Raw genomic sequence first — 23,150 nt, 5'->3', positions numbered from 1 at the left:
CGCCATCCTGAAGTTTTTGTCCGCACTGGCCGTTAACGTTTTATACGCGTTTTATGCGCCTGAATTCAAACGCTTCGATACAATGAAGCAGTTTCACTTTAGTATGAGGAAGACTGTCTGCCGACACCCGCGCTGACAGGGACTGCCGGCACACTGCCCGGGGACTTCATGAGCGACGCGCAACACGACCAGGTGCTTCACCAGCAGTTCGGCACGAGCAGCCCGCGCTGGCATCTGTCGGCCGGCCGCGACGTGCTCGAACTGATGCCGGTGCGCGGCGGCACACCCGCCGGCGTCGCGATTCCCCTCACGCCTGAACAAGCCTCATCCATCCGCGGCCTGACCGGCGCGACCTCGCACGTCGTCGTCGAAGTGCAACTGGCCGGTGCGCCGCTGCGTCTGCACCTGGTCGGCAAGCGGCGCGACCATCACACGTGGAGCGGCACCGCCTCGGCCCACCACGACACCGAAGCCGTCGCCCACGCGCTGCTGCACGGTCTTGCGTTTGCGGAACAGGTGGTCTCCGAAGTCAATTCGGTCGTGGTCATCGTCGACCGGCATGGCCGGATACAACGTTTCAACCGGCTCGCCGAAGACCTGACCGGCATCCGCGAAGAAGACATCATCGGCCGCAGCGTGTGGACGCTGTTCATGCCGTCCGGGAACGATACGGCCTCGAGCCGGAACCTCGCCGCGTTTTTCAATCGCGGCGAATCGTACGAGATCGAGCGGCGCATCAAAACCGTGCATGGCGAACGGCTCTTCCTGTTTCGCAACAAGTTCGTGCGCAGCGGCACCGGCATCGAGGATCAATTCCTGATCTGCTCGGGCACCGACGTCACCGAACAGCGGCTCGCCCAGGAACGGCTCATCGAGCAGGCCACCACCGACCCGCTCACCGGCCTCGCGAATCGCAACGCGATCCAGGAGAAGATCCAGATCGCCATCGAGCAGGCCGCGCCGGGCGAAGCGGTCGGTGTGCTGTTTCTCGATCTCGACAACTTCAAGAAGGTCAACGATCACTACGGCCACGTATTCGGCGACCGGCTGATCTGCGACGTTTCCGATGCGATCCGCAATTGCCTGAATCCGGGCGACTCGCTCGCGCGGCTCGGCGGCGACGAATTCATCGTGCTCGCGGCCAAAGGCACCGCGCACGAACTCGAACACACCGCGCAGCGCATTCTCGACCGCATGCGCATGCCGTTCGCGATCGGGCTCGTGGAGGTCTACACGGGCTGCTCGATCGGCATCGCGCGCTCGCCGGAGCACGGCGACAGTCTCGACTCGCTGATCCGCTCGGCCGACACCGCGATGTACGTCGCGAAAGACGAAGGCAAGCGCACGCACCGCGTGTTCTCGCCGGACATGAACCGGCGCGTCGCCGAATTCATGTGGCTCGACACGAACCTGCGCCGTGGTCTCGAAGAAGGCCAGTTCGCGCTGCACTATCAGCCGAAGCTGGCACTCGCGAGCGGCGCCGTGCAGGGCGCGGAAGCGCTCGTGCGCTGGAATTCGCCCGAGCGCGGGCAGATCATGCCGGTGGAATTCATCCGCTATGCTGAGGAATCCGGACTGATCGGCGTGCTCGGCCGCTGGGTCATGGAAACCGCCGCGAAACAGGCGGCTCGCTGGAACGCGGCCGGCTACGATCTGCGCATCGCGATCAACGTATCGGCGCGCCAGTTGACCGATACCGCCGTGGTCCGGCACTTCGCCGAGGCTCTGCATCACGCGAACCTCGACCCTTGCCTGCTCGACCTCGAACTCACCGAAAGCTGCCTGATCGAAAACGAAGCGGCCGCCATCGAACTGATCAAGCAGTTCCGCCAGCTCGGCGCGCAAGTGCATCTCGACGATTTCGGCACCGGCTATTCGTCGCTGTCGCAACTGGGCCGCATTCCGCTCGACGTCATCAAGCTCGACCGCAGCTTCGTGCGCTCGATCCATGCGGATACGAAGGCGCAGGCACTCGTGCGCTCGATGGTCGCGGTTGCCCAGGAGCTCGACTTCCAGGTGGTGGCCGAAGGCATCGAAACCGAGGCCGAAGAGGCATTCATGAAGGGGCTCAGCGTCGATTACGTGCAGGGCTTCCTGTACGGCAAGCCGATGCCCGCCGCCGAATTCGAGCGCTGGCTGCTCGACCGGCGCAAGCTCAGGCTGATCGCCTGAGCGTCACGCTTCTGCGCTGGTTGCAGGTGCGCCGGTTTGCGGACCGACACTTTCCTGCTCACGCCGATATGGCGCGCAAGCTATGCGAAACAGCGCGAGATGGCGCGGGATCAGACCTACACCATCCCCAAAGCGGCGGCCGCAGAGCGCGCCGCTTCTTCCGACGGTGGCGAGACGGCATGGGATCGCACTGGCGCCATGCGCGAAGCGACAAGCGCTAAACCTGCTGCTTCCCGCTGCAACGAGACGCCGCGAGATCACGCCGATGCCATGCGTAAAGCGACGGGCACCAAACCCTCCGCCTCTTCCTCCCGCACTCAGGGCGCCGCGGCAATCACCTCGGCCACCGCGGCCGTAAGCTTCTTGCCGTACGGCACGTGCAGGAACTCGTTCGGCCCATGCGCGTTCGACTTCGGCCCGAGCACACCGCACACCATGAACTGCGATTTCGGGAAGCCCTCCTGCAACACGTTCATGAGCGGAATCGTGCCGCCCAGCCCCATATAGGCCGCATCCGCGTCAAAATGCGTGCGCGAGGCGTCGTTGAGCGCGGTGGCAAGCCACGGCGCGACATCGGGCGCGCTCCAGCCGTTCGCCGAGCCCGCGTCGGGCTTGAACGTGACCTTGGCGTTGTACGGTGGATCGAGTTCGAGCAGCGCCTTCAGTTCGGCGACGGCCTTCTCCGCCTCGACGAGCGGCGGCAGACGCAGCGACAGCTTGAACGCCGTACGCGGACGCAGCACATTGCCGGCATCCGCGAGTGCGGGCAAGCCGGCCGCGCCCGTCACCGACAGCGACGGCCGCCACGTCGAATTGAGCAGCGCCTCCTGCGGATCGCTGGTGGTGGGCAGCACCTGGCGGCCATCCTGCCCGCAGGCCCACGGCATCTTCTTCCAGACGTCGTCGCCGAGAATGCGCGCGGTCGCTTCCGCTTCGCGCAGGCGGTCCGCCGGGATCGGGCAATGGAAGCCCCTGGGCAGCAGCGTGCCGTTCGCCGAGTCTTCCAGCCGGTCGAACAGCTGACGCATGATGCGGAAGCTCGACGGCACGATGCCGCCATAGACGCCCGAATGAATGCCCTCGTCGAGCACCTGCACTTCGAGATCGCCGCCGACGAGGCCGCGCAGCGACGTGGTAAGCCACAACTGGTCGTAATTGCCCGCGCCCGAGTCGAGGCACACGACGAGGCCGACATTGCCGAGCCGCTCGCGCAGCGCGTCGACGTACGGCAGCAGATCGTAGCTGCCCGACTCCTCGCAGGTTTCGATCAGACCCACGCAGCGCGGACGCTCGACGCCCTGCGCGTCGAGCGCGGCGAGTGCCGTGAGGCTCGCGTAGATCGCATAGCCGTCGTCGGCGCCGCCGCGGCCGTAGAGCTTGCCGTCCTCGAACTTCGGCGTCCACGGACCGAGGTCGTTGCGCCAGCCGTCGAATTCGGGCTGCTTGTCGAGGTGGCCGTACAGCACGATGGTTTCGTCGCTGCCCGAGCGCGTCGCGGCCGTTTCGAAGAAGATCACCGGCGTGCGCCCCGGCAAGCGCATCACCTCAAGCGTCAGACCGCGCACCGGCTGCTGCTCGGCCCATTGCGCCGCGTCCGTAATCACGCGTTCGAGATAGCCGTGCCTCGCCCAGTCGGGATCGAAGGCCGGGCTCTTGGCTGGCACCGCGATGTAGTCCGTCAGCGCGGGGACGATCTCGTCGTTCCATTTGCGCTCGACGAATTCGCGTAGTGTGTCCGGGTCGAGGCGTTGCACCTGCTGGGTATCGTCGGGGGTCATGATGGCGTCCGTGGGGGCGGGTCAGTCGAAACGATCATGATAGTCCCGATGCGCGCCGGGCTGAACCCCTCGACATGCCTTGATGCGCACTCGTGCGGCGGCGCTGCGCAAGTACGCCGTTCGCGCGACAATCGCTGCATGCATCACGCATCGGGAGATATTTATGAGCGGTAACGTGGCCGTGCAGGCCATCGCTGCGGTGGCGGCGCTGGCGCTGTACTTTCTGCCGGCAATTCTCGCGGACCGGCGCAAGCGCCGCGACGTGCTGACGCTCGCGCTCTTCAATGCCTGCCTCGGCTGGACCGTGCTCGGCTGGCTGCTCGCGCTCTATTGGGCATTGCAGCCGAACCCGCCGGAGACGCTGGCGGGCGACGTCGTCAAGACGCGCAAGCTTCTGAGCATGCGGGCGTTTTCATCGGCGCTGATGGCGCGCGTGCAACGGCGCACGGCCGCGCGCAACCGGCCGGAGCGGTGACTCGCCGCGAGGTGTGGGTCGAACGATGCGATTCGATGAATGTGCTTCGATGATTGCGTGCTTCGCGCAGCGGGCGCACGTTGCACGCGCAACCGGACTCACGCGGCGCGCCCCATGCGATTCCATTGCACGGAGCCGGCCGGAATCGAACGGGGCTCGGCCCGCACCCTGTCCGGCTCGAACATCTCGTGGCGCAGTTCGCCGTGTTCGTCGAACCATTCGCAGATCAGCCAGTTGCCGGGATTGAGCGCGACCGGCCCCACGTAGGTCACGGTCATGCGCGGGCCCCCTTCCTTCAGCGTGACCACGTCGCCTGCGTTGAACGAGGCGGCGGACGGTGTCTGCAATGCGTCAATGGTCGCGGTCAGCATATTGAATCCCCATGTTGAGCGTTATTAAGTCATTGCGCCAGGCCAATGCGCCGCTTTATCGATCCTGACTGCGACTTTGACTGCTGAAGGAGCGCTCTAAAACTTGAGAGAGATTAACAATTGAATTTAAACGCGGCAAGCGATTTTTTATTGATACCGCTTTCATTACGGGTGAATTCGAAGCCGCCGGGTTTAGTTCCCATCCAACAGGGGAAATTCCCGAATCCCATGCCAGCAACCGCTTTGTGCGCTACCGCACAAGCGCAACACTTACTTGCACGGGGCTTCCCCATCCGGTAGAAAATGCGGCCCGGATTCGTCATATTAGAAACGTGACGCAATGCCGCATAGGGTTTATTCCTGTTTGATGCAAATCAAAACGGCTTGTGAATTACAGACTCACTGATAAACCCTTGAAACTTTCATGCAGTCTTTCTTTAAAACGACAAAATTTTTACGATAAGCCGGTCATTGAAAACGATCGTGGTACGGCATTTTTCAAACTGCCTGCGCGAAGCACGCAAAAACGCGCTGCGGATTGCTGCAATGCCGAATGCGGGGAAAGGCCAGTCTGCCACGTCGACGGCGCAACATCCGATGTAAGCCCGGCCTTCCCGCTCACGGCCTTCCGCCGCACGAGGCAGACGATCGACGGCAACGGCGAGCCATGTCCGCCCCCGCGCAACGCGCAAAAAAGCCGGCGACGGTCTCGCACCATCGCCGGCTTCCGTTTATTTCCGTTTATCTTTGCTGCCGCGCGGATGAACCCCCAGCCTCAGGTTTCGAGCTTCGCATCCATCGTGATCGTCGCGTTGAGCACCTTCGACACCGGGCAACCCGCCTTCGCGTCGGCCGTCGCCTTGTCGAACGCGGCCTTGTCGCCGCCCGGAATCTTCACCGTCACGTCGAGATGCACGGCGCTGATCGCAAAGCCGCCGCCGTCCTTGTCGAGCGTGACGGTGGCCGTGGTGCCGATCCGCTCGGGCGTGATGCCGGCCTTGCCCAGTTCCGCCGACAACGCCATCGAGAAGCACCCCGCATGCGCCGCCGCAATCAGTTCTTCGGGGTTCGTGCCGATGCCGTCCGCGAAGCGCGTCGAAAACGAGTACTGGGTGTCCTTGAGGACGCCGCTGTCGGTAGAAATCGAGCCTTTGCCGTGCTGCAGATCGCCTTGCCAGATTGCCGATGCCTTGCGCTTCATCACCGCTCTCCTGTGGTGCCCTGCCGCGTGCCGTGCGACCGAAAACGATGCCTGCCGCGCGGCGGTCCCGCCCGGATGTGTCCGCGCGCCGGCATCGGTCGCTGCTGCCGCGCGGCTGTAGGGCGCGGGCGTGGACCGGCTTTCATCATAGGCGCTTCCGTGTGCCGCCGTCGTGACGGCGCGCTGGCGATCGGACCGGACTCCGATGCCCGAGGTCAAGAAAAGCGCTTTTTGGACTATATCAATAGCAGTAACAATCTTTCCTCGGAAATCGTCTTTTTTACGGACTCGGTAAGAAATAGACTCGCTTCAACCGATCGGGCAACACCATTCAAACCGATCCACTCAACAATCGAAACCGGAGATCATCATGAAATCGCTTCTTTCCGCAGTCGTCGTTGCATCGGCTCTTATCGTTCCGGCCGTGTCGTTCGCACAGCAGTCAAACGCTCCGGTCACGCGCGCTCAGGTGCGCGCCGAACTGGTGGCGGCGCAAAAAGCCGGTCTCCTGTATCAGAGCGACGCCGAATATCCGAAGGCCATGCCGCAAGGCTCGACAGGCGTGGTTGCCGCGGCGCAAGGCGCGCAGGACGTCGGCGGCGTGAAGGCCAGTTCGTCGGACGCGGGCACGCCGTCGTCGGTGCAGCAACAGCTCTTCTCGACGTATCGCGGTCATTAAGTGCGTCGTTGTAGCCGCGCACTTGCGCGGCTTCGCTGTGGTAGTCAAAGCGGCTGAAGCCCAGTTGATGCCGCCGTAAGAAACAAAAGCCCTGCTTGTGGCGTTCGCAAGCGGGGCTTTTTTATTGCGCTGTTATCGCGGCGTTTGCATTGCGTCTTTCTATGTGGTCAAACAACATACGTTGTCATAAAATACAAAATAGAACCGGATGAATCATAACGGTGCCATTTGATCCGTCCGCGTCGATTTCGCGGGAACGCACGACGAACGTTGCCGGCGCGACAAACCCGCTCACGACACGTAGGCGCCCTTCGCATGCAACGACTGCTCGGCAAGCGCGAGCTGTTCGACCGCGCCCGCGCCTTCGAGCGCGAGCAGATGCGCGACGAGCGCTTCGGCAAGCGCGGTGGCGGCCACCAGCGACGGAAAGAACGACGGGCTCTCGTGCGAGAAGATCAGCACCTTGTCGGCATTCAGCGCGATCGGCGACACGGCGCTGTCGGTGATCGCGATCAGCTTGCCGCCTTTTTCGAGCACGGCTTCGGCAACACGCGCGGACTCGACCGAATACGGCGCGAAGCTGACGACGACGGTCGCGCTGTCGCGCCTGATCGCGCGCAACTGCATGTCGAGCGTGCCGGCCTCGCCGTTCAGCAACGACACCGACGGACGGAACAGCCGGTAGCCGTACACGAGCCCGAACGCGACCGGGTAACACGAGCGGAAGCCCGCCACCTGCACATGCGGCGCGCGCCGCAACAGCCGCGCGGCCTCGACGATCGCGCGGCCGTTATGCGCGGCGGTCGCTGCGAGATTGTGCTGTTGCGCGGCGAGCAGATCGTTCGCGAGCGCATCTTTGGATTTGACGAGCGAACGCGCGCGGCTCGTCAACGGTTCGGGACGCGTGCGCACGCGCGCGACGAACAGGTTGCGCAATTCGTTCCAGCCGGGAAAGCCGAGTTGCTGCGACAACCGCACGAGCGACGCCGGCTGCACCTGCGCGCGCTCGGCGACTTTGCGCATCGACGACACCGCGACCTCGTCGGGATGATCGAGCAGAAAAGCCGCGCCCAACTGGAACTGCGGGCTCAGTTCGGAGAAGCGCGCCCGGATCAGGGCGGCGAGCTGATCGAAGCTGTCAGGCATATCAAGGCCGGGCGGCGCCGGAGGTAAGGATGACAACAAATGTTACCACCGGGTGGGGTGGCTTCAACGGAGAGAAATCGGCCCGCCTGCGGCCGCCCTCGCCTCTCATCCGCCGCGCCTTGTCCTGCGTGCAAACAGCACGCCGGCCCCCACCGCGACCAGCAGAACCAGCAGGAGGCCAGCGCTCATGCCGGTCGTACGGCGAGCGTCGCTCGCGGCGGAAGCCGCGGACGCAACCGCGGGCGCGGGCGCGGTGGCATCCGACGCCTCGACCGGTTGCGGAAGCGCGATGCCCGCAGCGCTGCCCTGATGCACCAGCGACGCCTCCGAGGTCGGCGAGGCTGGCGACGACGTTTCGGATTGCGATGCCGGCGCAGGAGGCGCCTCCGGATTCGGCCCGACCGGAGCCGCTGCCGTATCCGAAGCCATCTCTATCGGCGCCGCCTGCGGAACGGCTTCGAGAGACCTTGCCATCGTCTTCCACTGAGCGAATACGCCATCGACACAGTGAACGTCGACACATGCGTTGCGCGCTTGCCGCCATTGCACCAGTTGCGCGACCGCGAGTCTTCCGTCACGCAGCAGCGCCTGTTGCTGCGCGAAGATATCGTCGTATTCGTTGTTCAGGATCGCGTGATCGCATATGACGCGCTCAGCGGCTTGCTGCGTCGTCGAGCACTGGATGTCGCTCGCCCAGGCCGCGCTCGAGCCCAACGCCGCCGCCCACAGCAGCACTATTCCAAGTCGTCGTGCCGGATGCACCCGCCCTCCCGGAATGTGAGTGAATGGGCTATCGGGTAGCATCGCGCATGCCCGCCCCGGCCCACGTCCCGACGCGTCACATCCGGCTGACAGCGGGACGCCCGCCTCGGTGCATGACGCAGCGACACAGCAACGTAACGGCAGAGCGACAACGGAACAACGGCGCGCAACAACGGCGGCACGGCGTTAAAGCAGCGCCACCACCCGCACATCGCCCTGCTCCGCCGACGCCACCACCTTCTCGCCGATCCGGCGGAACGTGATCGACACCGACGCATCGCCCACCCGCAGATCGCCGACTTCGAGCCAGTCGATACCCTCGGGCAGCATCGGCTGTTCGATCAGCACCTCACGCCGCTCGGCGTCGATCGTGATGCCAAGACAGGCCTCGAGCATCATGAACGGCGAACCGGCCGCCCACGCCTGCGGCAGACACGCGACCGGATACGCGGTCGGCGGCTCGCCACGCCGGCGCGGAAAGCCGCAAAACAGCTCGGGCAGGCGCATGTCGAAATTGACCGCGGCCTCGAACAGCGCCTGCAGCAACCGCACCGCCGACGCCTTGCCGCCGTAGCGCGACAGCCCGCGCGCGCAGAGCGCGTTGTCGTGCGGCCAAACCGAGCCGTTGTGATACGCCATCGGATTGAAGCGCGCCTGGCTCGCGGCGAGCGTGCGTACGCCCCAGCCGGTATGGAACAGCGCCGAGTCGAGCGCGCGCACGACCGCTTCGCCGCGCTCGCGCGAAGGCAGCCCGAACGCCAGCAGGTGTCCCGCATTCGACGCCATCACGCGGCACAGTTCGCCGTGACCGTCGAGCGCGATGCCGTAGAAGCCGGCCTCGTCCATCCAGTACTTTTCTTCCACGCAGCGGCGGATTTTCTGCGCGCGCCCGGCATATTGCCCGGCCTCCTCGTGCAGATCGCGCAGCTTCGCGAAACGGGCCATCGTGTCGAACGCGGCGCTCGCATAGGCCTGCACTTCGACCAGCGCGATCGGGCCATCGGGGAAACGGCCGTCGGCATGGAACACTGAATCGTGGCTGTCTTTCCAGCCCTGATTGGCGAGCCCGCCGTCCGATTCGCGCTGATAGTCGAGCAGCCCATGGCGGTTCTTGTCGCACACGCCCGCGACCCACTGCGCCGCGCGTTCGAGCGCCGGCCACAGTTCGTCGATCAGCGCGAGGTCGCCGGTGCGCTCGGCATAGGCGCCGGCCAGCACGATGAAGAGCGGCGTGGTGTCGACGCCGCCGTAGTACAGCGCGAACGGCACTTCGCCGGCCGCGGCCATTTCGCCCTTGCGCATCTCGTGCATGATCTTGCCGGGCGCGGCATCGCGGAACGGCGAGTTCTCGCGCGCCTGATGATCGGCGAGAAAGCGCAGCACGCCCGCGGCGAGGTGCGGTTGCAGCCACAGCGTCTGCAGCGACGTGATAACGGCGTCGCGGCCGAACGGGGTCGAAAACCACGGAATGCCCGCATACGGATACGGACCGGTCGCGAGATCGGTGGTCAGCAGGCTCAGGTCGGCGAACGAGCGGTCGATCCACGCATTGAACAGCGGGTTGCCCGAGCGCACGCGCGCACTCGCGCGGCGGCGTTCGCGCATCACGAGGTGCGCGTCGACGAGCGCCGCGCGCACCGCCGTGCGGCCGACGCGTGGGCGCTCCGCATCGACCTGCGACAGATGCGCCTCGCTTACCGCATGCACGGACTGCGCGATGTCGGCGCCGGGCTTGTTCGTCATCGGCACGAGGTGCACCGCGACCGACAGATAGATCGACACGCACGCCTGCGCGGGCAGCTTGATCGTGTAGTCGGCGCGGTCGGCGAACAGCTTGTCGGGCTGCGGCGAGAACGCGATCTGCACGTTGCGCGCGACGTCGTCGAGGCCGAGGTAGCCGAGCAGCACCTCCTGGTTTTCGATGCGCGCCGGTTCGATACGCCCCTGCTTGTCGCGCTTGAGACCGCGCACTTCGAACATGTCACGGAAGTCGCTCGAAAACGAAATGGACAGCGGCACGACCGCGTCGCTCGTGCCGTAGTTCGTGAGTTCGATCGCTTCGTTGAGCACGGTGCCCGACAGCACGCGCACGCGCTCGACGTGGATCACGCCTTCGGGCGTGCTGCTGCCGCCAAGCGGCGGCAGCGGACGGTTGGTCAAATGCGCGGTGAACGAGGTGTTGTCGCTGCTCACGCTGCCCGACAGCAGCGACGGCGCGCGGCCACCGAAAGTCAGGCGCAGTTGCGACAGCATGCGGGTGTCGTTGACGAACAGGCCGTCTTCGTGGCCCGTGATGTCGCCGAGGGGATCGTTGACGATGAAGGTGTCGCCCGACTTCAGCACGTGCTGCGTGGCGCTCGCGACGTTGAGGTTTTCCGTCGGAATGAAGATGCCGTCCTGCTCGGGTTCGCGGTGATCGACGCCGCCCGAGTGGGTCAGCCCGCCGAGGGCTTCTGGCTGCTGTATCAAGGTCGCTCCTGTGGATTCGCTGCTGCGTTCAGTGTCACTTCCGGATGATGCCCAAGGCGGGTCGCCATCTTGCCCGGTCGCTTCCGATTGTAGAGTGTCCGTGCGCGTGAGACGAACTTATCACAGAGGAGTTTCGATTTTTTTGTGCGGTTTTTTGCGGAATGTGTTTATAGATGTTTCCGGTGGCACAGGACCTGCAGGTTGGCGCGACACTTCCGCGCCCCGCCGGCCTCAAGGGCCGACGGAGCGCTAATGCATTGACACGCGCATCGGCGCCGGTTTAGCGCTGTGCTAGCGGCTTCGCCTCACGCAGCGTCTCGCCGATGAAGAGCTGGCGCGGACGGCCGATCTTCTGCTCCGGATCGGCGATCATTTCGTTCCACTGCGCAATCCAGCCGACCGTGCGCGCCATCGCGAAGATGCACGTGAACATCGAGGTCGGGATGCCCAGCGCGCGCTGCACGATGCCCGAGTAGAAGTCGACGTTCGGGTACAGCTTGCGCGACACGAAGTATTCGTCTTCAAGCGCGATCTTTTCGAGTGCCATGGCGAGCTTGAACAGCGGATCGTCGTGCAGACCCAGTTCTTCGAGCACTTCGTGGCAGGTTTCGCGCATCAGCTTCGCGCGCGGGTCGTAGTTCTTGTAGACGCGGTGACCGAAGCCCATCAGCTTCACGCCCGAGTTCTTGTCCTTGACCTGCTTGATGAACTCGGGGATGTTGTCGACCGAGCCGATTTCTTCGAGCATGTTCAGCGCGGCTTCGTTCGCACCGCCGTGCGCCGGGCCCCACAGGCACGCGATGCCGGCTGCGATACAGGCGAACGGATTCGCGCCCGACGAACCGGCGAGACGCACGGTCGAGGTCGAGGCGTTCTGCTCGTGGTCCGCGTGCAGGATCAGGATGCGGTCGAGCGCGCGCACCAGCACGTCGTTGACCTTGTATTCCTCGGCGGGATTCGCGAACATCATGCGCATGAAGTTCGCGCTGTACGACAGGTCGTTCTTCGGATAAACGAACGGCTGGCCGACGGTGTACTTGTACGCCATGGCGACGAGCGTCGGCAGCTTCGCGATCATGCGGATCGCGGACACTTCGCGATGCTCCGGGTTCGAGATGTCGAGCGAGTCGTGATAGAACGCCGACAAGGCACCGACCGCGGCGACCAGAATCGCCATCGGGTGCGCGTCGCGGCGGAAGCCGCGGAAGAAGAAATGCATCTGCTCGTGCACCATCGTGTGCTGCGTGACGGTGTTGACGAATTCGGCCTTCTGCTGCGCGTTCGGCAGTTCGCCCTTCAGCAGCAGGTAGCAGCTTTCGAGGAAGTCGGCATTCTGCGCGAGGTTGTCGATCGGATAGCCGCGATACAGCAACTCGCCCTTGTCGCCGTCGATATACGTGATTTCGGAATTGCACGACGCCGTCGACATGAAGCCCGGGTCATAGGTGAACTTGCCGGTCTGTCCGTACAGTTTGCGAATGTCGATGACGTCCGGGCCCAGCGTGCCCTGATAGATCGGTAGATCGATGGTCTGATCGCTGTCGGAGAAGCTCAGCGTTGCGTGTGTCTTCGAATTCATCTGGATCTTCCTTTTGCTTTGATACCGAACACGTGCCGGCATGCATGAGGGTCGGACAGGCAAGCGCGACATCGGCGCGCTCGGAGAAATACGGGCATGCTCAGGCTCGCCCCGCATTCTACGGGCCGAGGCCGCATTGATTGCGACGATTGACTGCAACAATCCATCTCGATGCACGCAACATTCGTTGCCGGCGCACGTCTGTTCGTCGTCCGCGAACGCACGCCTCGCGGTTCCCTCGGGTCGCCTTCGCGCGTCTCAGCACATTGCCAGCTAAATGAAAGTCAGCATCATCGTTGCAACAATGTTTTGCGGCGCGCGCACTGCGCCGGCCCGCATCCATCTGCGATACTGGGTCCGTGCTTTGACGTTACGGCCCGCTATCCGATGCGGGCTTTTTGAACAGATAGAAAAACAGGAAGGACACGATGAACGCATCGCTCGAAACGCTGTTCCCGGACCACATCCATACCGAAGACAGCACCGTTACCGCGCTCAATCACCAGGACATCGTCGTCGCGTTGTCGGCGGCGCTGAAGACGCAGGACGTCGCCGTACTGCACATGCTCTATCCGCGCACCGACGCGCGCACGCATCGCAGTCTCGACACCCTCGTGGACGTATTGCACGGCCACGGCCTGCATGAAGTCGCGGACCTCATCGCACAGGAAGCGCACTATCTGCTGTTCAAGGACCCGGCCAAAGCATGGAAGGTGTTCCATGAAATTCGCAACGACTCGCTCGCGATCGGCGTGCATCTGTACTATCACGGGCTCGTCGGCGAAGCAGCCGAACGTGCGCTCGACAAGGATGCGCATCGCAAAGCATAAAGACGTCATGCGTCTCGCGGGCAATCGGTGAAGCGCACGCCCACCGATCGCCCGTGATGTTCTCACTGCAACCGCATCTTCAGCGCACGCTCATCGCCTCGACGAATTCGTCGACATAGCGGTTAAACGCCGACGGATGCGCGAGATTCATGCCGTGCGACGCGCCGCGCACCGTCTCGCGACGCGCATCGGGCAACCATCCCTGCAATGCGGTCACGGTGCGCCGGAACATGTCGGGGCTCTTCTCGCCATCGATCAACAGCACCGGGCAGCGCACCTCGGCCGCTTCCTCGGGCACGTACGTAGGCAGCGGATCACGGAATTGCCGCGCGAGCGTATGCGCATTATCGGTCGCCATGCGGCGAAAGCCCGGCGTGCTCATGTCCCAGAAACCGGGGCGGCTCACCGAATCGACGAACAGTTGCAGGCCCGCTTCCACCTCGCCCGTTTCGATCAGCTGCGCCGCTTTCGCGCGCAACGCGTTGACCGTTTCCGGCAGACGCGCGGGCGGACGGCCGGCGATCTGCAATGGCCCGCCCGGATCGGCGAGCGTCAGCGTGCGCACGCGCTCGGGGTGACGCCGCGCGAAATGGAACGCCACACAGCCGCCACGCGAATGCCCGACCACGTGCGCCGGTCCCGCGCCGAAACGCTCGATGAATTCCGCGACTTCGTCCGCGTGTCCGCTCCAGCTGAACGGCAGGTCCTGGCCGCTGTCGGTCACCGGCCAGTAATGCGTGAGGCTCACCGCGACACAGCGATAGCGCTTCGACAGACCCGCAAGCTGCGGCTGCCAGTACCGGTAATCGCATAGCGAGCCGTGCACGAACAGCAGCAGTTCGCCCTCGCCCGCTTCGACATAGGGCATGCGCAAACCGTTCTGCAATTCGATAAAGGATGACGAGGGCGAGGCGGAGGAAGTGGACGAGGCAGACGAAGCGGAAACGGATTGATTCACGAGTGGTTCACTGACGGCGCGACGCTACGCGGATTCGGTGGCGCCGGCAAAAAAAACGTTGGAAAAAGAAGCGCGTTGGCATCCCTGAAAGTGGGACGTGGGACGTATTGTCACATAAGCGCTGTCGAACGCCTCAATCAGCCCGCATGGGCTGGCTCATCGACCTGCTCACCGGCACGTCATTGCGCAAGGGTGCTAACGCGAACGCACCAACAAACACGCACGAGCCCCGCCCCGCTCACTCGAACCCGGCTTCGTCAAGCAGGCCCGTCGCGGCGGCCGCCGCTGCGCCGCGCACCGCGCAGGTCAGCGGTTCGTCGGCGACATACACGTCCAGCCCGATTTCATCGGTGAGGCGTTGTCCGAGGTTGCCGAGCAGCGCGCCGCCACCGGTCAGCACGATGCCGTTGTGCGCGATATCGGTGACCAGTTCGGCCGGCGCCAGTTCAAGCGCGCGTTTCACCGCGCCGATCACCTGACGCAGCGGCCCCTCGATCGCCTCGGCGACATCGCGGTTGCTCAGTTGTACCGTGCGCGGCAAGCCGTCGTCGACGCTGCGGCCGGTCGCGCTCATCTGTTCGAGCGGCACGTCGTGCACGGCCGAGCCGATGCTCTTCTTCACGTGCTCGGCCGTCTGCTCGCCGAGCAGCACGCCGTAGAGATTGCGCACGTAGCTTACGATGGCCGCGTCGAAATTGTCGCCGCCGACGCGCACCGAGCCGCTATACGCGGCGCCGCCGAGCGCGATCACGCCGACTTCGGTCGTGCCGCCGCCGATGTCGACGACCATCGAGCCGATCGCCTCGCTCACCGGCAAGCCCGCGCCGAGCGCCGACGCGAGCGATTCGCCGATCAGGCTGACCTTCCACGCGCCGGCCGCCTCGGCGGCCTCGCGGATCGCGCGCCGCTCGACCTGGGTCGCCCCTTCGGGCACGCACACCGTGAACGCGGCGCGCCGGCTGAACAGCGAGCGCGGACGCGCCATGTCGACGAATTGCCGGATCATCTGTTCGGCGGCCGAGAAATTGGCGATTACGCCGTGGCGCATCGGCCGCACCGCTTCGAGATTGAGCGGTGCGCGGCCGAGCAGCTGACGCGCCTCGGTGCCGACCGCTGCGATGCGCTTCGGTCCGGTCGCCGGCTCTTTCTCGAAGCAGACCACGGACGGCTGGTTCACCACGATGCCGCCGTCGTCGGTATAGATGAGCGTATTGGCTGTGCCGAGGTCTACCGCCACGGAGTGACGGAACAGTCGCTCGAAAAGCGGGTAATGCGGCGTCGATGTGGCCATAGGCAGGCTCTGATATGTCGTGATCCACCGTCTCAGGCGGGTCTGGAATGCGCCCCCGGTGCTCCGAACCGCGCGCCACGCCCGGCTGGGCGTTGCGCTTGCGCGCGGTGAAGATGATTCTCGATCCATTAAGCCTGTAACGGCAAGCGGATCGAAACCTTTAGAGACACTTTCGATCAGCGCTGTGTCAATTGCGCGACACAGCATCGAGCGCGCGCTGCAGCGCCGCGCCGCCGAGCGCGACGCCTTCGCCGGTGATCGTGTGGCCGACGCCGGGCAGCGCATAGGCATCGACCGGATAACCAGCCGCGCTGAACGCGGCGGCGGCGTGCTCGAGTTCGCGCACCGGGATCACGTTGTCGTCCTCGCCGTGGATCAGCGTGAGCGGCGTGGCGCGCGGTGTGTCGTTATGCGCGGTGATGGCAGAGGCGAGCCGCCCCGAATAGGCGACGACCGCCGCGGCGCCCTGCGGATTTTCCGCGACATGATGCAGCGCCATGATGGAGCCTTGCGAAAAGCCGACGAGCGCGAGTTTTTCGAAAGACAGCTGGCAGCGCGCGAGTTCGGCGTCGAGCACGCGCCGCAGCGCCGGATACGCGGCGGCGACGCGCGCCGCGCGGTTCGCCTCGCTGACGTCGCGCAGGCTGAACCACTGACGGCCGCCGAAGCCACCATCGAACGGCTCGGTGCCGTCGAGCGACACGAACGCCGCCTTGGGCAGGCTCTCGCTCCAGATATCGGCAAGTGGCATCAGGTCGCGCGCATTGCTGCCGACACCGTGCATCAGCACGACGAGACTCGTTGCGGGCGCATTCACCGGCGCGCGCCGCCAGCCATGTTCGAATTGTTCCCAGTTCATGGGGGGGTCCTTTCTAGCGTTGGATTCGTGGTGGGTTGCGCGGCCCTGCTGCTGAACGCGAAGACGACGCGTGGGGCCTCAGGCGCGAGCATACGCTGTGGGGTGGGTTTGTGCTGGGAAGGCGGACTTTTTCGTGTTCGGGGCGGAGTGAGACTCACATGGCTGGATTCGACACGATGGCGACCTTGCCGCCGTGGTCGGTGGTGTCGCCGAGCCGAATAAAATCCATGTCGTTGTCCTGGATCAGTTTGCTGGGTCAGTTTCTCTTCGGCGGGACGATTTCAGGCGTGCGCGGCAAGGGAGGCGCACCGGGCAGATCAAAGCGGGCTTCCCATCGCCGGGTGCCGTCGGGGTCGGCATGGTCGGCGCCCGGCACGTTGGTGTGCAGCGAGGGAGGCGCGGGATTACGCAGCACGCGTAGCACGCGATTGACGAACACGTAGGGTTCGGGAAGTCCCTCCTCAGGCGCGCCGAGGCGGGGGAAGTCGCCCGCGCGGATCAGCAGGCAGTGGCCGACCCGCTCGATGCCAATGTCAGGCCGTGCCAGTTGGGCTCGCACGGCGGCTTCCCCGCCGAGGCGGTCGACAAACAGGTCGCCGATAAGGGTGTACCAGTTCACGCCCTTGATGAAGCCGTAATGCCCGACTTTGGCGCCGGGACGAATATCTTCATAAATCGCCGTCATGTGGTCGGTCGATTGACCCTCGTACGACATGGTGTCGTATTCCTGCTTTTGTAGAAAGGCATAGCTGTCGATTTCCAGCCCGCTGAACCGCTGCGCGAGCGCCCATTCCTGCGGCATGTACTCGTGGAAACTGTATGGCAGGATGGACGACAGACCGCCGTAGCCGCCCCGCACCGGAAGCTGTTCGCAGACAAAGCGCAGGAACGCTTCGTAGCTCCAGACACCTTCGGGCGTGTTCACGAAATCCATCGGCATCCAGAATTTCAGGTAGGACAAACCACAGTCCTGCCCTTTCTTCACGGAAAATCCTGACGGATCGGTATAGTCCTCGGCTACCGCTACATCGGTCAGCGTCTCGATCTGATAGGCCGCAGCGCTATCCTCATCGATCGCGCTGGAGCGTACGACTTCCAGCTTGACCTCTGGCGGGACTTCCAGAATTGCCCGGCGGATCGCCTCGACCCCGCGTGGTGTCTTCCGGCTGAAGCGGCCGTCATCGCCATTCCTGCCGCCTTTCAGGTAGTGACCAAACAGTTGTTCGAAACGGTCGAAGCAGGCGAACAGTCCCTGGCGTACATCGGGCTTCGAGCCGCGTTCAAAGAACACCGTGCCGATCACGCCGGGGAAGATCACCAGCCCGCCGCCCCGGTTGTCGTGCTGACATAGTTCCTCGCCATAGCGGCTGAAGGCTTCCGCCGGTGTCAGCACCGTTTTTTTATGGGAAGAATTCATCATGTGATCCATTTGAAGTAAAAGAAAAATTGGGTGGGCTGGTCAGTGCCGCCATCAGCGCCGCGTCGCCCGCTGTCGCGGTGATCGCCACCAGCGCGGCCAGCGCGCCGACCAGAGCCTGCGTCAGCACGACGGGAACGAGAACCCCATCGATGACGAGGACAACCACGGCCATCCCCCCGGACATGGTGATGCACACCTGTCCCCAGTCGATCTGCCGCAGTTGCTGGACGGTCAGGTCGGTCTGCTGTCTGATCTGCTGCCATGCGGCCTTGAGTTCAGCAGCGGTGTAGCGCGACACGGCCTGGTTTGTGTCGTCGAGGTAGTGCCATTCATGGTCATGGCCAGCGGCACTCGCTTCCGTTATCCACCGGCCCTGCTCGAACAGCCACTGCGCGCTCTGACGCAGCCAGACCTGGGTGTCGGCAGAAAGCTCGCGGACCCCTTGTGCCGCCGTATCCCACAGCGCCGCCACACCGCTCGCGGCCGAACCGGCTGCGCCCTCCAGCGCGCTCCACGGCTCGAACCATGCGGCTTGCGGGACGGGTATCTTCGAGCGGAGCCGGGCGCGCAGCAGCAGCCTGCCGGCGACCTTGCCGAGGAATCCGGCGGCAATGGCCGCCTCGACCAGCTCTTTCGCATGCTCCTCACCGCCCGAGACCTTCAGCACAGTCATGTGGTGGTTATCGCCGGCTATCCCTACATAGTCTTCTTCCTGTCCCTTTCCCCAGGTGTCTCCCGGAAACTTGACCTCGACGAGCCTCAGCAGGTTCGGCCACTGCGCCATCCCGTCGTGATCGACTGCTCCGCGCCCTGGCCACCGGTTGCCCTCGTTCTCGACGATCACCACATCCGGGCGGCGGACTTCGCCCGCAAGGCTGCCGGGCAGAGGAAACGGGTTCTGGCTGTGGCGGCGCCCGGGGGTGTCGCCGTCGGTCTTGCTCAGAAAAGGAATTGGCGCTTTTGCACGTCTGCTTGTTTGCCAAGGCCGCATATCAAACGACACCTCAGCCTTATACCGCCAGCAGAACTCATGCTTCCTTTCATCCGCGCGAATCGCCGCGCTCATTGCAATCTGCTTGAGCAGGCTCGTTCCCACGAGCCCATCCGGTCTCTGCACCCGCAGTACCTCGGGCCACCACATCGCCGAGCGGATTTTTTCTTCGAGGTAACCCATCGCCTGATGCGGAAGACGGACGTATTTGGGTATGTCCTCCCGAATGGTCACCGTTGTGTCAACGGGAATCATCTGTGCTGCCATAACCTCATAGTCTCCTTTCCGTCCGCGTTATTCGGCGATGTAGCCGGCAAAAAACTCCATCCGTACACCTGACGTTTTCCTGGCGTACCTTCGGCCATGACACCGCCGGTTCCCCTGCTATTCAGCGCGTGGTTCTTCGCGCCGCTCCCACGGCGGCAACCCCGAGCGGCGCACCCGGGGCCGGATAGGCCAGGCTTGCGGATGCATGGCGTGTGATCGTTCCCAACTTCTCACGGAAAAGCAACGACACGATTCTGCAAACCAGCCCAAGCTCTCTGCCGTGCAAACCGGGTCGGCGCTCCCTGAAACCCGTCAAAGACGCCATCCTGTTTGACTTTTCGCCGCATGACCTGCGCAGCACATCCATGCCCGCGACAACGATCCTTCCATGGTCGGGATTGTGAGAAATCCTGAAATTTCTGGAGAAAGGCATTCCCGACAGTGAATCGCTCCGTCGCCCCGAGGCAACGACACTCGCCACCATGGGCCGGTCTCGCCGGTCAGCCCTGCACCGCCCGCCTCGCCGACGCCTCAACCCGAATACAGGTATGCTCCGACGAGTACCCGACGGACCCGCCGCCCACTCTCGCGCGGCACATCATCGGCGCAACGCGCAGACGCGGTCCGTCCGCCTCACTGGCCGCACCGTATCCGGAGAAACCGCTTGACCCAGCCCAACGACGCGCCCGCTTCCGCGCCGCCTCCACCGCCTCCCGCACCGCCGCCGCCCCTCGAAGGCGGCAAACTCGTGCTGGCGACCTTCGCGGTCGCCCTCGCCACGTTCATGAACGTGCTCGACACCTCGATCGCGAACGTCGCGATCCCGACGATTTCAGGCAATCTCGGCGTCTCGGTCGACGAAGGCACGTGGGTCATCACCGTATTCGCGGCCGCCAATGCCGTGTCGATTCCGCTGACCGGCTGGCTCACGCAGCGCATCGGCCAGGTCAAGCTGTTCGTCGGCGCGATCCTCGCGTTCACGCTCGCCTCGTGGCTGTGCGGCATCGCACCGACACTGCCGGTCCTGCTGATCGCGCGGATTTTCCAGGGCGCGGTGGCCGGTCCGCTGATTCCGCTCTCGCAGGCGATCCTGCTCGGCTCGTATCCGAAGGAGAAAGCCTCGACCGCGCTCGCGCTGTGGGCGATGACCGCGACCGTCGGCCCGATCGCGGGCCCGGCGCTCGGCGGCTGGATCACGGATAGCTACAGCTGGTCGTGGATCTTCTACATCAACATTCCGGTCGGCCTGTTCGCGGGCGGCGTCACGTGGATGATCTACCGCACCCGCGAATCGCCCACGCGCAAGCCGCCGATCGACGTGATCGGCCTCGGCCTCCTGATTACGTGGGTCGCGTCGCTGCAGATCATGCTCGACAAGGGCAAGGACCTCGACTGGTTCTCGTCGCCGGTGATCGCGACGCTCGGCCTCGTCGCGCTGATCAGCTTCGCGTTTTTCCTTGTGTGGGAGTTGACCGAGGAGAACCCGATCGTCGATCTGCGGCTGTTCCGGCAGCGCAATTTTCTCGGCGGCACGATCGCGATTTCAGTCGCGTACGGCGTGTTCTTCGGCAATCTCGTGCTGCTGCCGCAATGGATGCAGGAGTATCTGAACTACCGCTCGGTCGACGCCGGCCTCGTCACCGCGCCGCTCGGCGTGTTCGCGGTGATTCTCGCGCCGGTCATGGGCCGCGTGCTGCCGCGCTCGGACGCGCGCGTGATCTCGACGCTCGCGTTCGTCGGCTTCGCAATCGTGTTCTACATGCGCTCGAAATACGTGATCGAAATCGACACGTGGCATCTCGTGCTGCCGACGCTGCTGCAAGGCATTCCGATGGCGATGTTCTTCGTGCCGCTCACGGCGATCATCCTGTCGGGCCAGCCGCCGAGCCGGATTCCGGCGGCGGCGGGTCTGTCGAATTTCGTGCGCGTGTTTTGCGGCGCGGTGGGCACGTCGCTCGCGGGCACGGCCTGGAACAACCGCACGGTGCTCCATCATGTGCGGCTCACGGAGCAGGCGTCGATCGGCAACCCCGTGTTCGCGCAGCAGATCGACACGACGCAAGCGCTGCTGCATCTGAACGCGCAGTCGGCGAATGCGCTGTTCGATTTCACGGTCAACACGCAGGCGGCGATGATGGGCCTGAACGACATCTTCCTTATCTCGGCGATTATTTTCGTGCTGATCATTCCACTGATCTGGATCACGCGGCCGGTGAAAGGCGGCGGCGGGCCGGGTGCGGCGGGAGCGCATTGAGTCGAGGGAGCGGCGGGAATGGTGCGCGGGGGGTTGAGCGATGCGAGGCGACTCGGCACTCAGTACCAGACAGTGAACTTAACAACGCGGTCGCGGCAACATCGCGTCAACATCGCATCAGCGAAAATACCGCGCCGGCGTATCGCCGAACGCCTCGCGAAACACGGCAATAAACGACGACACATCGCTATAGCCGACTGCGAGCGCCACCTGCGTGACGCTTTCGCCGGCGCCGAGATGTTCGAGCGCGGCCAGCAGGCGCAGTTGCTGGCGCCATTGCCCGAAGGTCTGCCCGGTTTCCTTCGCGAACAGACGCGCGGCCGTGCGGGCCGTCACGCCCGCAGCCGCGGCGAGTTCCTCAAGTATCAGCGATTGCGCCGGATCGGCGCTGAGCGCATCGGCGATCCGCTGCGCGCGCGGATCGCGCGGCCAGGTCAAACCAAGCGGCGCCGCGGGCAAGACCGCGAGGCGGTCCAGCAGCACGTGCAGAAGGCGGCGCGCGGGTTCGTCGAGTGGCACATCGTGCGGCAAACCGGCCGCGACGGCGAGCAGCGCCTGCACGAGCGCATCCGGAACGAGCGCGCCGGTTTGCGCGGGCCATGGCGTAGAGGTCGGCAGCGAAGCGGGCGATGAAGTGGAGAAACGCGCGGGTAACGACGCAGATAAAGACGCGGATGCGAACCCGAACGGCGACGCATCCTCGCTAGCGGAAAACGGCGCGCGATCCGCCGCACAATCCGGCGCGACATAAAGCACATGCAGTTCCACGGGACGCGCCGCGCGCAGGCAATGCCGCGTGTCCGCGGCGATCCACAGCGCGCGGCCGGGCGGCACGACCCAACGGCCGGCTTCGGTGCGCACCGTCAGCACACCGTCGTTCACGTGAATCAGCGTGGCGCGCCGATGCGCGCGCCAGGGTTCGTCCAGCATCTCGTGGCGCTCGCCGACCACGAAGACCGCTTGCCCGATGCCGTCCGGATCGAAGGCTTCCATCATGCTATCTGCTCTGCCGTATGACTTCTGCAAAGTGAGCAAGATTAGCATGCGCGCGAGACCGGCCCGCCAGGCTGTGGCGGCGGGCCGCCGAAAAACTCAATGCCCCGACTCCGGCTCGATGCCGCAGGCGACGATCATGCGGGAAACCATGTTGTACGCGGCAGCCGTCGCAATCGCCTCGACGATCGCCTGATCGCTACCCAGCGCCGCTCGCGCCTGTGCCAGCGTGTCGGGCCTGACCTTGACGTCACGCGTCATTTCAAGCGTCAACCGGATCGCCGCGCGTTCGCTTGCGCTGAAAAGATGCTCGTCGGCCACCGCGGCCTCGACGTTGCGCAACGCATCCGCCTGCTGCTGCGTTCCGCCCGCCTTCAGCAATTCCGGCGCGTGGTGATAAAACTCGTACTCCGCGTCGTTCAGTGAAGCGACGCAGCAAATAATGATTTCACGCAACCTGGCATCGATGGACAGCCGTTGCCGCACGGCACCGAGGTAGGTGTTCCATCCCTGCGCGAGGTTCGGACTATGCAGCAGAATGCGGTCGAGATGCGACAGCGTTCCGCCGCGGCGTGCGCGAACCGCGTCGACGATCTCCCTGGGTTCGGCGAGATCGATCGGTACATACGTAATGTTAGCCATACTGAACTCCGGT

19 protein-coding genes are annotated in these 23,150 nt (G+C 64.4%); 5 read left to right on the top strand and 14 right to left on the bottom strand.

Going from position 1 to position 23,150, the window contains the following annotated elements; all coding sequences use genetic code 11:
* Window positions 1-168 precede the first annotated feature (168 nt).
* Entirely contained in the window at window positions 169-2,172 is a 2,004-nt protein-coding gene (pdeR, locus tag F3J19_RS12660) for a cyclic di-GMP phosphodiesterase (RefSeq protein WP_167041648.1), read from the top strand.
* Between the two features lie 317 nt (window positions 2,173-2,489).
* Here the strand turns inward: pdeR and F3J19_RS12655 are convergent, their stop codons facing one another.
* On the bottom strand, window positions 2,490-3,950 hold the full coding sequence (locus F3J19_RS12655) for a M20 family metallopeptidase (protein WP_167041645.1): 1,461 nt from the start codon (window positions 3,948-3,950) through the stop codon (window positions 2,490-2,492).
* A gap of 163 nt (window positions 3,951-4,113) precedes the next feature.
* Here F3J19_RS12655 and F3J19_RS12650 point away from each other — a divergent pair, with 163 nt between their 5' ends.
* Complete coding sequence (locus F3J19_RS12650; protein ID WP_167041642.1) at window positions 4,114-4,425, top strand: superinfection immunity protein; 312 nt, start codon at window positions 4,114-4,116, stop codon at window positions 4,423-4,425.
* Window positions 4,426-4,523: 98 nt separating this feature from the next.
* Here F3J19_RS12650 and F3J19_RS12645 read toward each other — a convergent pair whose 3' ends face one another.
* Together F3J19_RS12645 and F3J19_RS12640 are read right to left on the bottom strand one after the other, a co-directional pair.
* Entirely contained in the window at window positions 4,524-4,796 is a 273-nt protein-coding gene (locus F3J19_RS12645) for a YodC family protein (RefSeq protein ID WP_167041637.1), read from the bottom strand.
* Window positions 4,797-5,571: 775 nt separating this feature from the next.
* Window positions 5,572-5,997, bottom strand: a complete 426-nt coding sequence (locus F3J19_RS12640) for an OsmC family protein (RefSeq protein ID WP_167041635.1) — start codon at window positions 5,995-5,997, stop codon at window positions 5,572-5,574.
* A 370-nt stretch (window positions 5,998-6,367) separates the two neighbouring features.
* On the opposite strand from F3J19_RS12640, the gene F3J19_RS12635 reads away from it, so the two are divergent.
* Window positions 6,368-6,676, top strand: coding sequence for a DUF4148 domain-containing protein (locus F3J19_RS12635; protein WP_167041632.1), 309 nt, complete (start codon window positions 6,368-6,370; stop codon window positions 6,674-6,676).
* Window positions 6,677-6,967: 291 nt separating this feature from the next.
* Here F3J19_RS12635 and F3J19_RS12630 read toward each other — a convergent pair whose 3' ends face one another.
* From F3J19_RS12630 to gltA, 4 genes are all read right to left on the bottom strand, one after another.
* On the bottom strand, window positions 6,968-7,822 hold the full coding sequence (locus F3J19_RS12630; protein ID WP_167041629.1) for a MurR/RpiR family transcriptional regulator: 855 nt from the start codon (window positions 7,820-7,822) through the stop codon (window positions 6,968-6,970).
* Window positions 7,823-7,927: 105 nt separating this feature from the next.
* A complete protein-coding gene (locus F3J19_RS12625) occupies window positions 7,928-8,557 on the bottom strand; it encodes a hypothetical protein (RefSeq protein WP_345891028.1) in 630 nt (209 codons plus the stop codon).
* Window positions 8,558-8,770: 213 nt separating this feature from the next.
* On the bottom strand, window positions 8,771-11,050 hold the full coding sequence (locus tag F3J19_RS12620) for an amylo-alpha-1,6-glucosidase (protein ID WP_167041988.1): 2,280 nt from the start codon (window positions 11,048-11,050) through the stop codon (window positions 8,771-8,773).
* A 283-nt stretch (window positions 11,051-11,333) separates the two neighbouring features.
* Window positions 11,334-12,632, bottom strand: coding sequence for a citrate synthase (gltA, locus tag F3J19_RS12615; RefSeq protein WP_167041623.1), 1,299 nt, complete (start codon window positions 12,630-12,632; stop codon window positions 11,334-11,336).
* 428 nt (window positions 12,633-13,060) lie between these two features.
* Here gltA and F3J19_RS12610 point away from each other — a divergent pair, with 428 nt between their 5' ends.
* Window positions 13,061-13,462 (top strand): hypothetical protein, encoded by a 402-nt coding sequence (locus F3J19_RS12610; protein WP_167041620.1) that lies wholly within the window; start codon window positions 13,061-13,063, stop codon window positions 13,460-13,462.
* Between the two features lie 79 nt (window positions 13,463-13,541).
* Here the strand turns inward: F3J19_RS12610 and F3J19_RS12605 are convergent, their stop codons facing one another.
* The 5 genes from F3J19_RS12605 to F3J19_RS12585 form a co-directional block, all read right to left on the bottom strand.
* Entirely contained in the window at window positions 13,542-14,330 is a 789-nt protein-coding gene (locus tag F3J19_RS12605; protein ID WP_167041986.1) for an alpha/beta hydrolase, read from the bottom strand.
* A 328-nt stretch (window positions 14,331-14,658) separates the two neighbouring features.
* Window positions 14,659-15,711, bottom strand: coding sequence for a rod shape-determining protein (locus tag F3J19_RS12600; protein ID WP_167041617.1), 1,053 nt, complete (start codon window positions 15,709-15,711; stop codon window positions 14,659-14,661).
* A 187-nt stretch (window positions 15,712-15,898) separates the two neighbouring features.
* Window positions 15,899-16,570, bottom strand: a complete 672-nt coding sequence (locus tag F3J19_RS12595) for a dienelactone hydrolase family protein (protein WP_167041614.1) — start codon at window positions 16,568-16,570, stop codon at window positions 15,899-15,901.
* A gap of 256 nt (window positions 16,571-16,826) precedes the next feature.
* Window positions 16,827-17,990 (bottom strand): type VI immunity family protein, encoded by a 1,164-nt coding sequence (locus tag F3J19_RS12590; RefSeq protein WP_240158905.1) that lies wholly within the window; start codon window positions 17,988-17,990, stop codon window positions 16,827-16,829.
* Window positions 17,971-19,248 (bottom strand): VRR-NUC domain-containing protein, encoded by a 1,278-nt coding sequence (locus F3J19_RS12585; RefSeq protein WP_167041611.1) that lies wholly within the window; start codon window positions 19,246-19,248, stop codon window positions 17,971-17,973. The genes F3J19_RS12590 and F3J19_RS12585 overlap by 20 nt, the downstream gene beginning before the upstream one ends.
* Before the next feature lie 664 nt (window positions 19,249-19,912).
* Here F3J19_RS12585 and F3J19_RS12580 point away from each other — a divergent pair.
* Entirely contained in the window at window positions 19,913-21,502 is a 1,590-nt protein-coding gene (locus F3J19_RS12580; RefSeq protein WP_167041608.1) for a DHA2 family efflux MFS transporter permease subunit, read from the top strand.
* A 117-nt stretch (window positions 21,503-21,619) separates the two neighbouring features.
* Here the strand turns inward: F3J19_RS12580 and F3J19_RS12575 are convergent, their stop codons facing one another.
* Window positions 21,620-22,498 (bottom strand): helix-turn-helix transcriptional regulator, encoded by an 879-nt coding sequence (locus F3J19_RS12575; protein WP_167041605.1) that lies wholly within the window; start codon window positions 22,496-22,498, stop codon window positions 21,620-21,622.
* Window positions 22,499-22,594: 96 nt separating this feature from the next.
* Window positions 22,595-23,137, bottom strand: a complete 543-nt coding sequence (locus F3J19_RS12570) for a carboxymuconolactone decarboxylase family protein (RefSeq protein ID WP_167041602.1) — start codon at window positions 23,135-23,137, stop codon at window positions 22,595-22,597.
* Between the last annotated feature and the right edge of the window lie 13 nt (window positions 23,138-23,150).

The organism is Burkholderia sp. Ax-1724, from assembly GCF_011752995.1.
Taxonomy (GTDB): domain Bacteria; phylum Pseudomonadota; class Gammaproteobacteria; order Burkholderiales; family Burkholderiaceae; genus Paraburkholderia.
Note: the sequence above shows the minus strand (reverse complement) of the source record. Positions and strands in the feature narration are given on the sequence as shown.

What these genes read in the sequence shown, in the direction of transcription:
- F3J19_RS12595 (WP_167041614.1), bottom strand. Translation starts at nt 16,570, where the DNA reads ATGAACTGGGAACAATTCGAACATGGCTGGCGGCGCGCGCCGGTGAAT.
- F3J19_RS12630 (WP_167041629.1), bottom strand. Translation starts at nt 7,822, where the DNA reads ATGCCTGACAGCTTCGATCAGCTCGCCGCCCTGATCCGGGCGCGCTTC.
- F3J19_RS12655 (WP_167041645.1), bottom strand. Translation starts at nt 3,950, where the DNA reads ATGACCCCCGACGATACCCAGCAGGTGCAACGCCTCGACCCGGACACA.
- gltA (WP_167041623.1), bottom strand. Translation starts at nt 12,632, where the DNA reads ATGAATTCGAAGACACACGCAACGCTGAGCTTCTCCGACAGCGATCAG.
- F3J19_RS12645 (WP_167041637.1), bottom strand. Translation starts at nt 4,796, where the DNA reads ATGCTGACCGCGACCATTGACGCATTGCAGACACCGTCCGCCGCCTCG.
- F3J19_RS12650 (WP_167041642.1), top strand. Translation starts at nt 4,114, where the DNA reads ATGAGCGGTAACGTGGCCGTGCAGGCCATCGCTGCGGTGGCGGCGCTG.
- pdeR (WP_167041648.1), top strand. Translation starts at nt 169, where the DNA reads ATGAGCGACGCGCAACACGACCAGGTGCTTCACCAGCAGTTCGGCACG.
- F3J19_RS12600 (WP_167041617.1), bottom strand. Translation starts at nt 15,711, where the DNA reads ATGGCCACATCGACGCCGCATTACCCGCTTTTCGAGCGACTGTTCCGT.
- F3J19_RS12635 (WP_167041632.1), top strand. Translation starts at nt 6,368, where the DNA reads ATGAAATCGCTTCTTTCCGCAGTCGTCGTTGCATCGGCTCTTATCGTT.
- F3J19_RS12640 (WP_167041635.1), bottom strand. Translation starts at nt 5,997, where the DNA reads ATGAAGCGCAAGGCATCGGCAATCTGGCAAGGCGATCTGCAGCACGGC.
- F3J19_RS12575 (WP_167041605.1), bottom strand. Translation starts at nt 22,498, where the DNA reads ATGATGGAAGCCTTCGATCCGGACGGCATCGGGCAAGCGGTCTTCGTG.
- F3J19_RS12610 (WP_167041620.1), top strand. Translation starts at nt 13,061, where the DNA reads ATGAACGCATCGCTCGAAACGCTGTTCCCGGACCACATCCATACCGAA.
- F3J19_RS12585 (WP_167041611.1), bottom strand. Translation starts at nt 19,248, where the DNA reads ATGGCAGCACAGATGATTCCCGTTGACACAACGGTGACCATTCGGGAG.
- F3J19_RS12590 (WP_240158905.1), bottom strand. Translation starts at nt 17,990, where the DNA reads ATGATGAATTCTTCCCATAAAAAAACGGTGCTGACACCGGCGGAAGCC.
- F3J19_RS12605 (WP_167041986.1), bottom strand. Translation starts at nt 14,330, where the DNA reads ATGCCCTATGTCGAAGCGGGCGAGGGCGAACTGCTGCTGTTCGTGCAC.
- F3J19_RS12570 (WP_167041602.1), bottom strand. Translation starts at nt 23,137, where the DNA reads ATGGCTAACATTACGTATGTACCGATCGATCTCGCCGAACCCAGGGAG.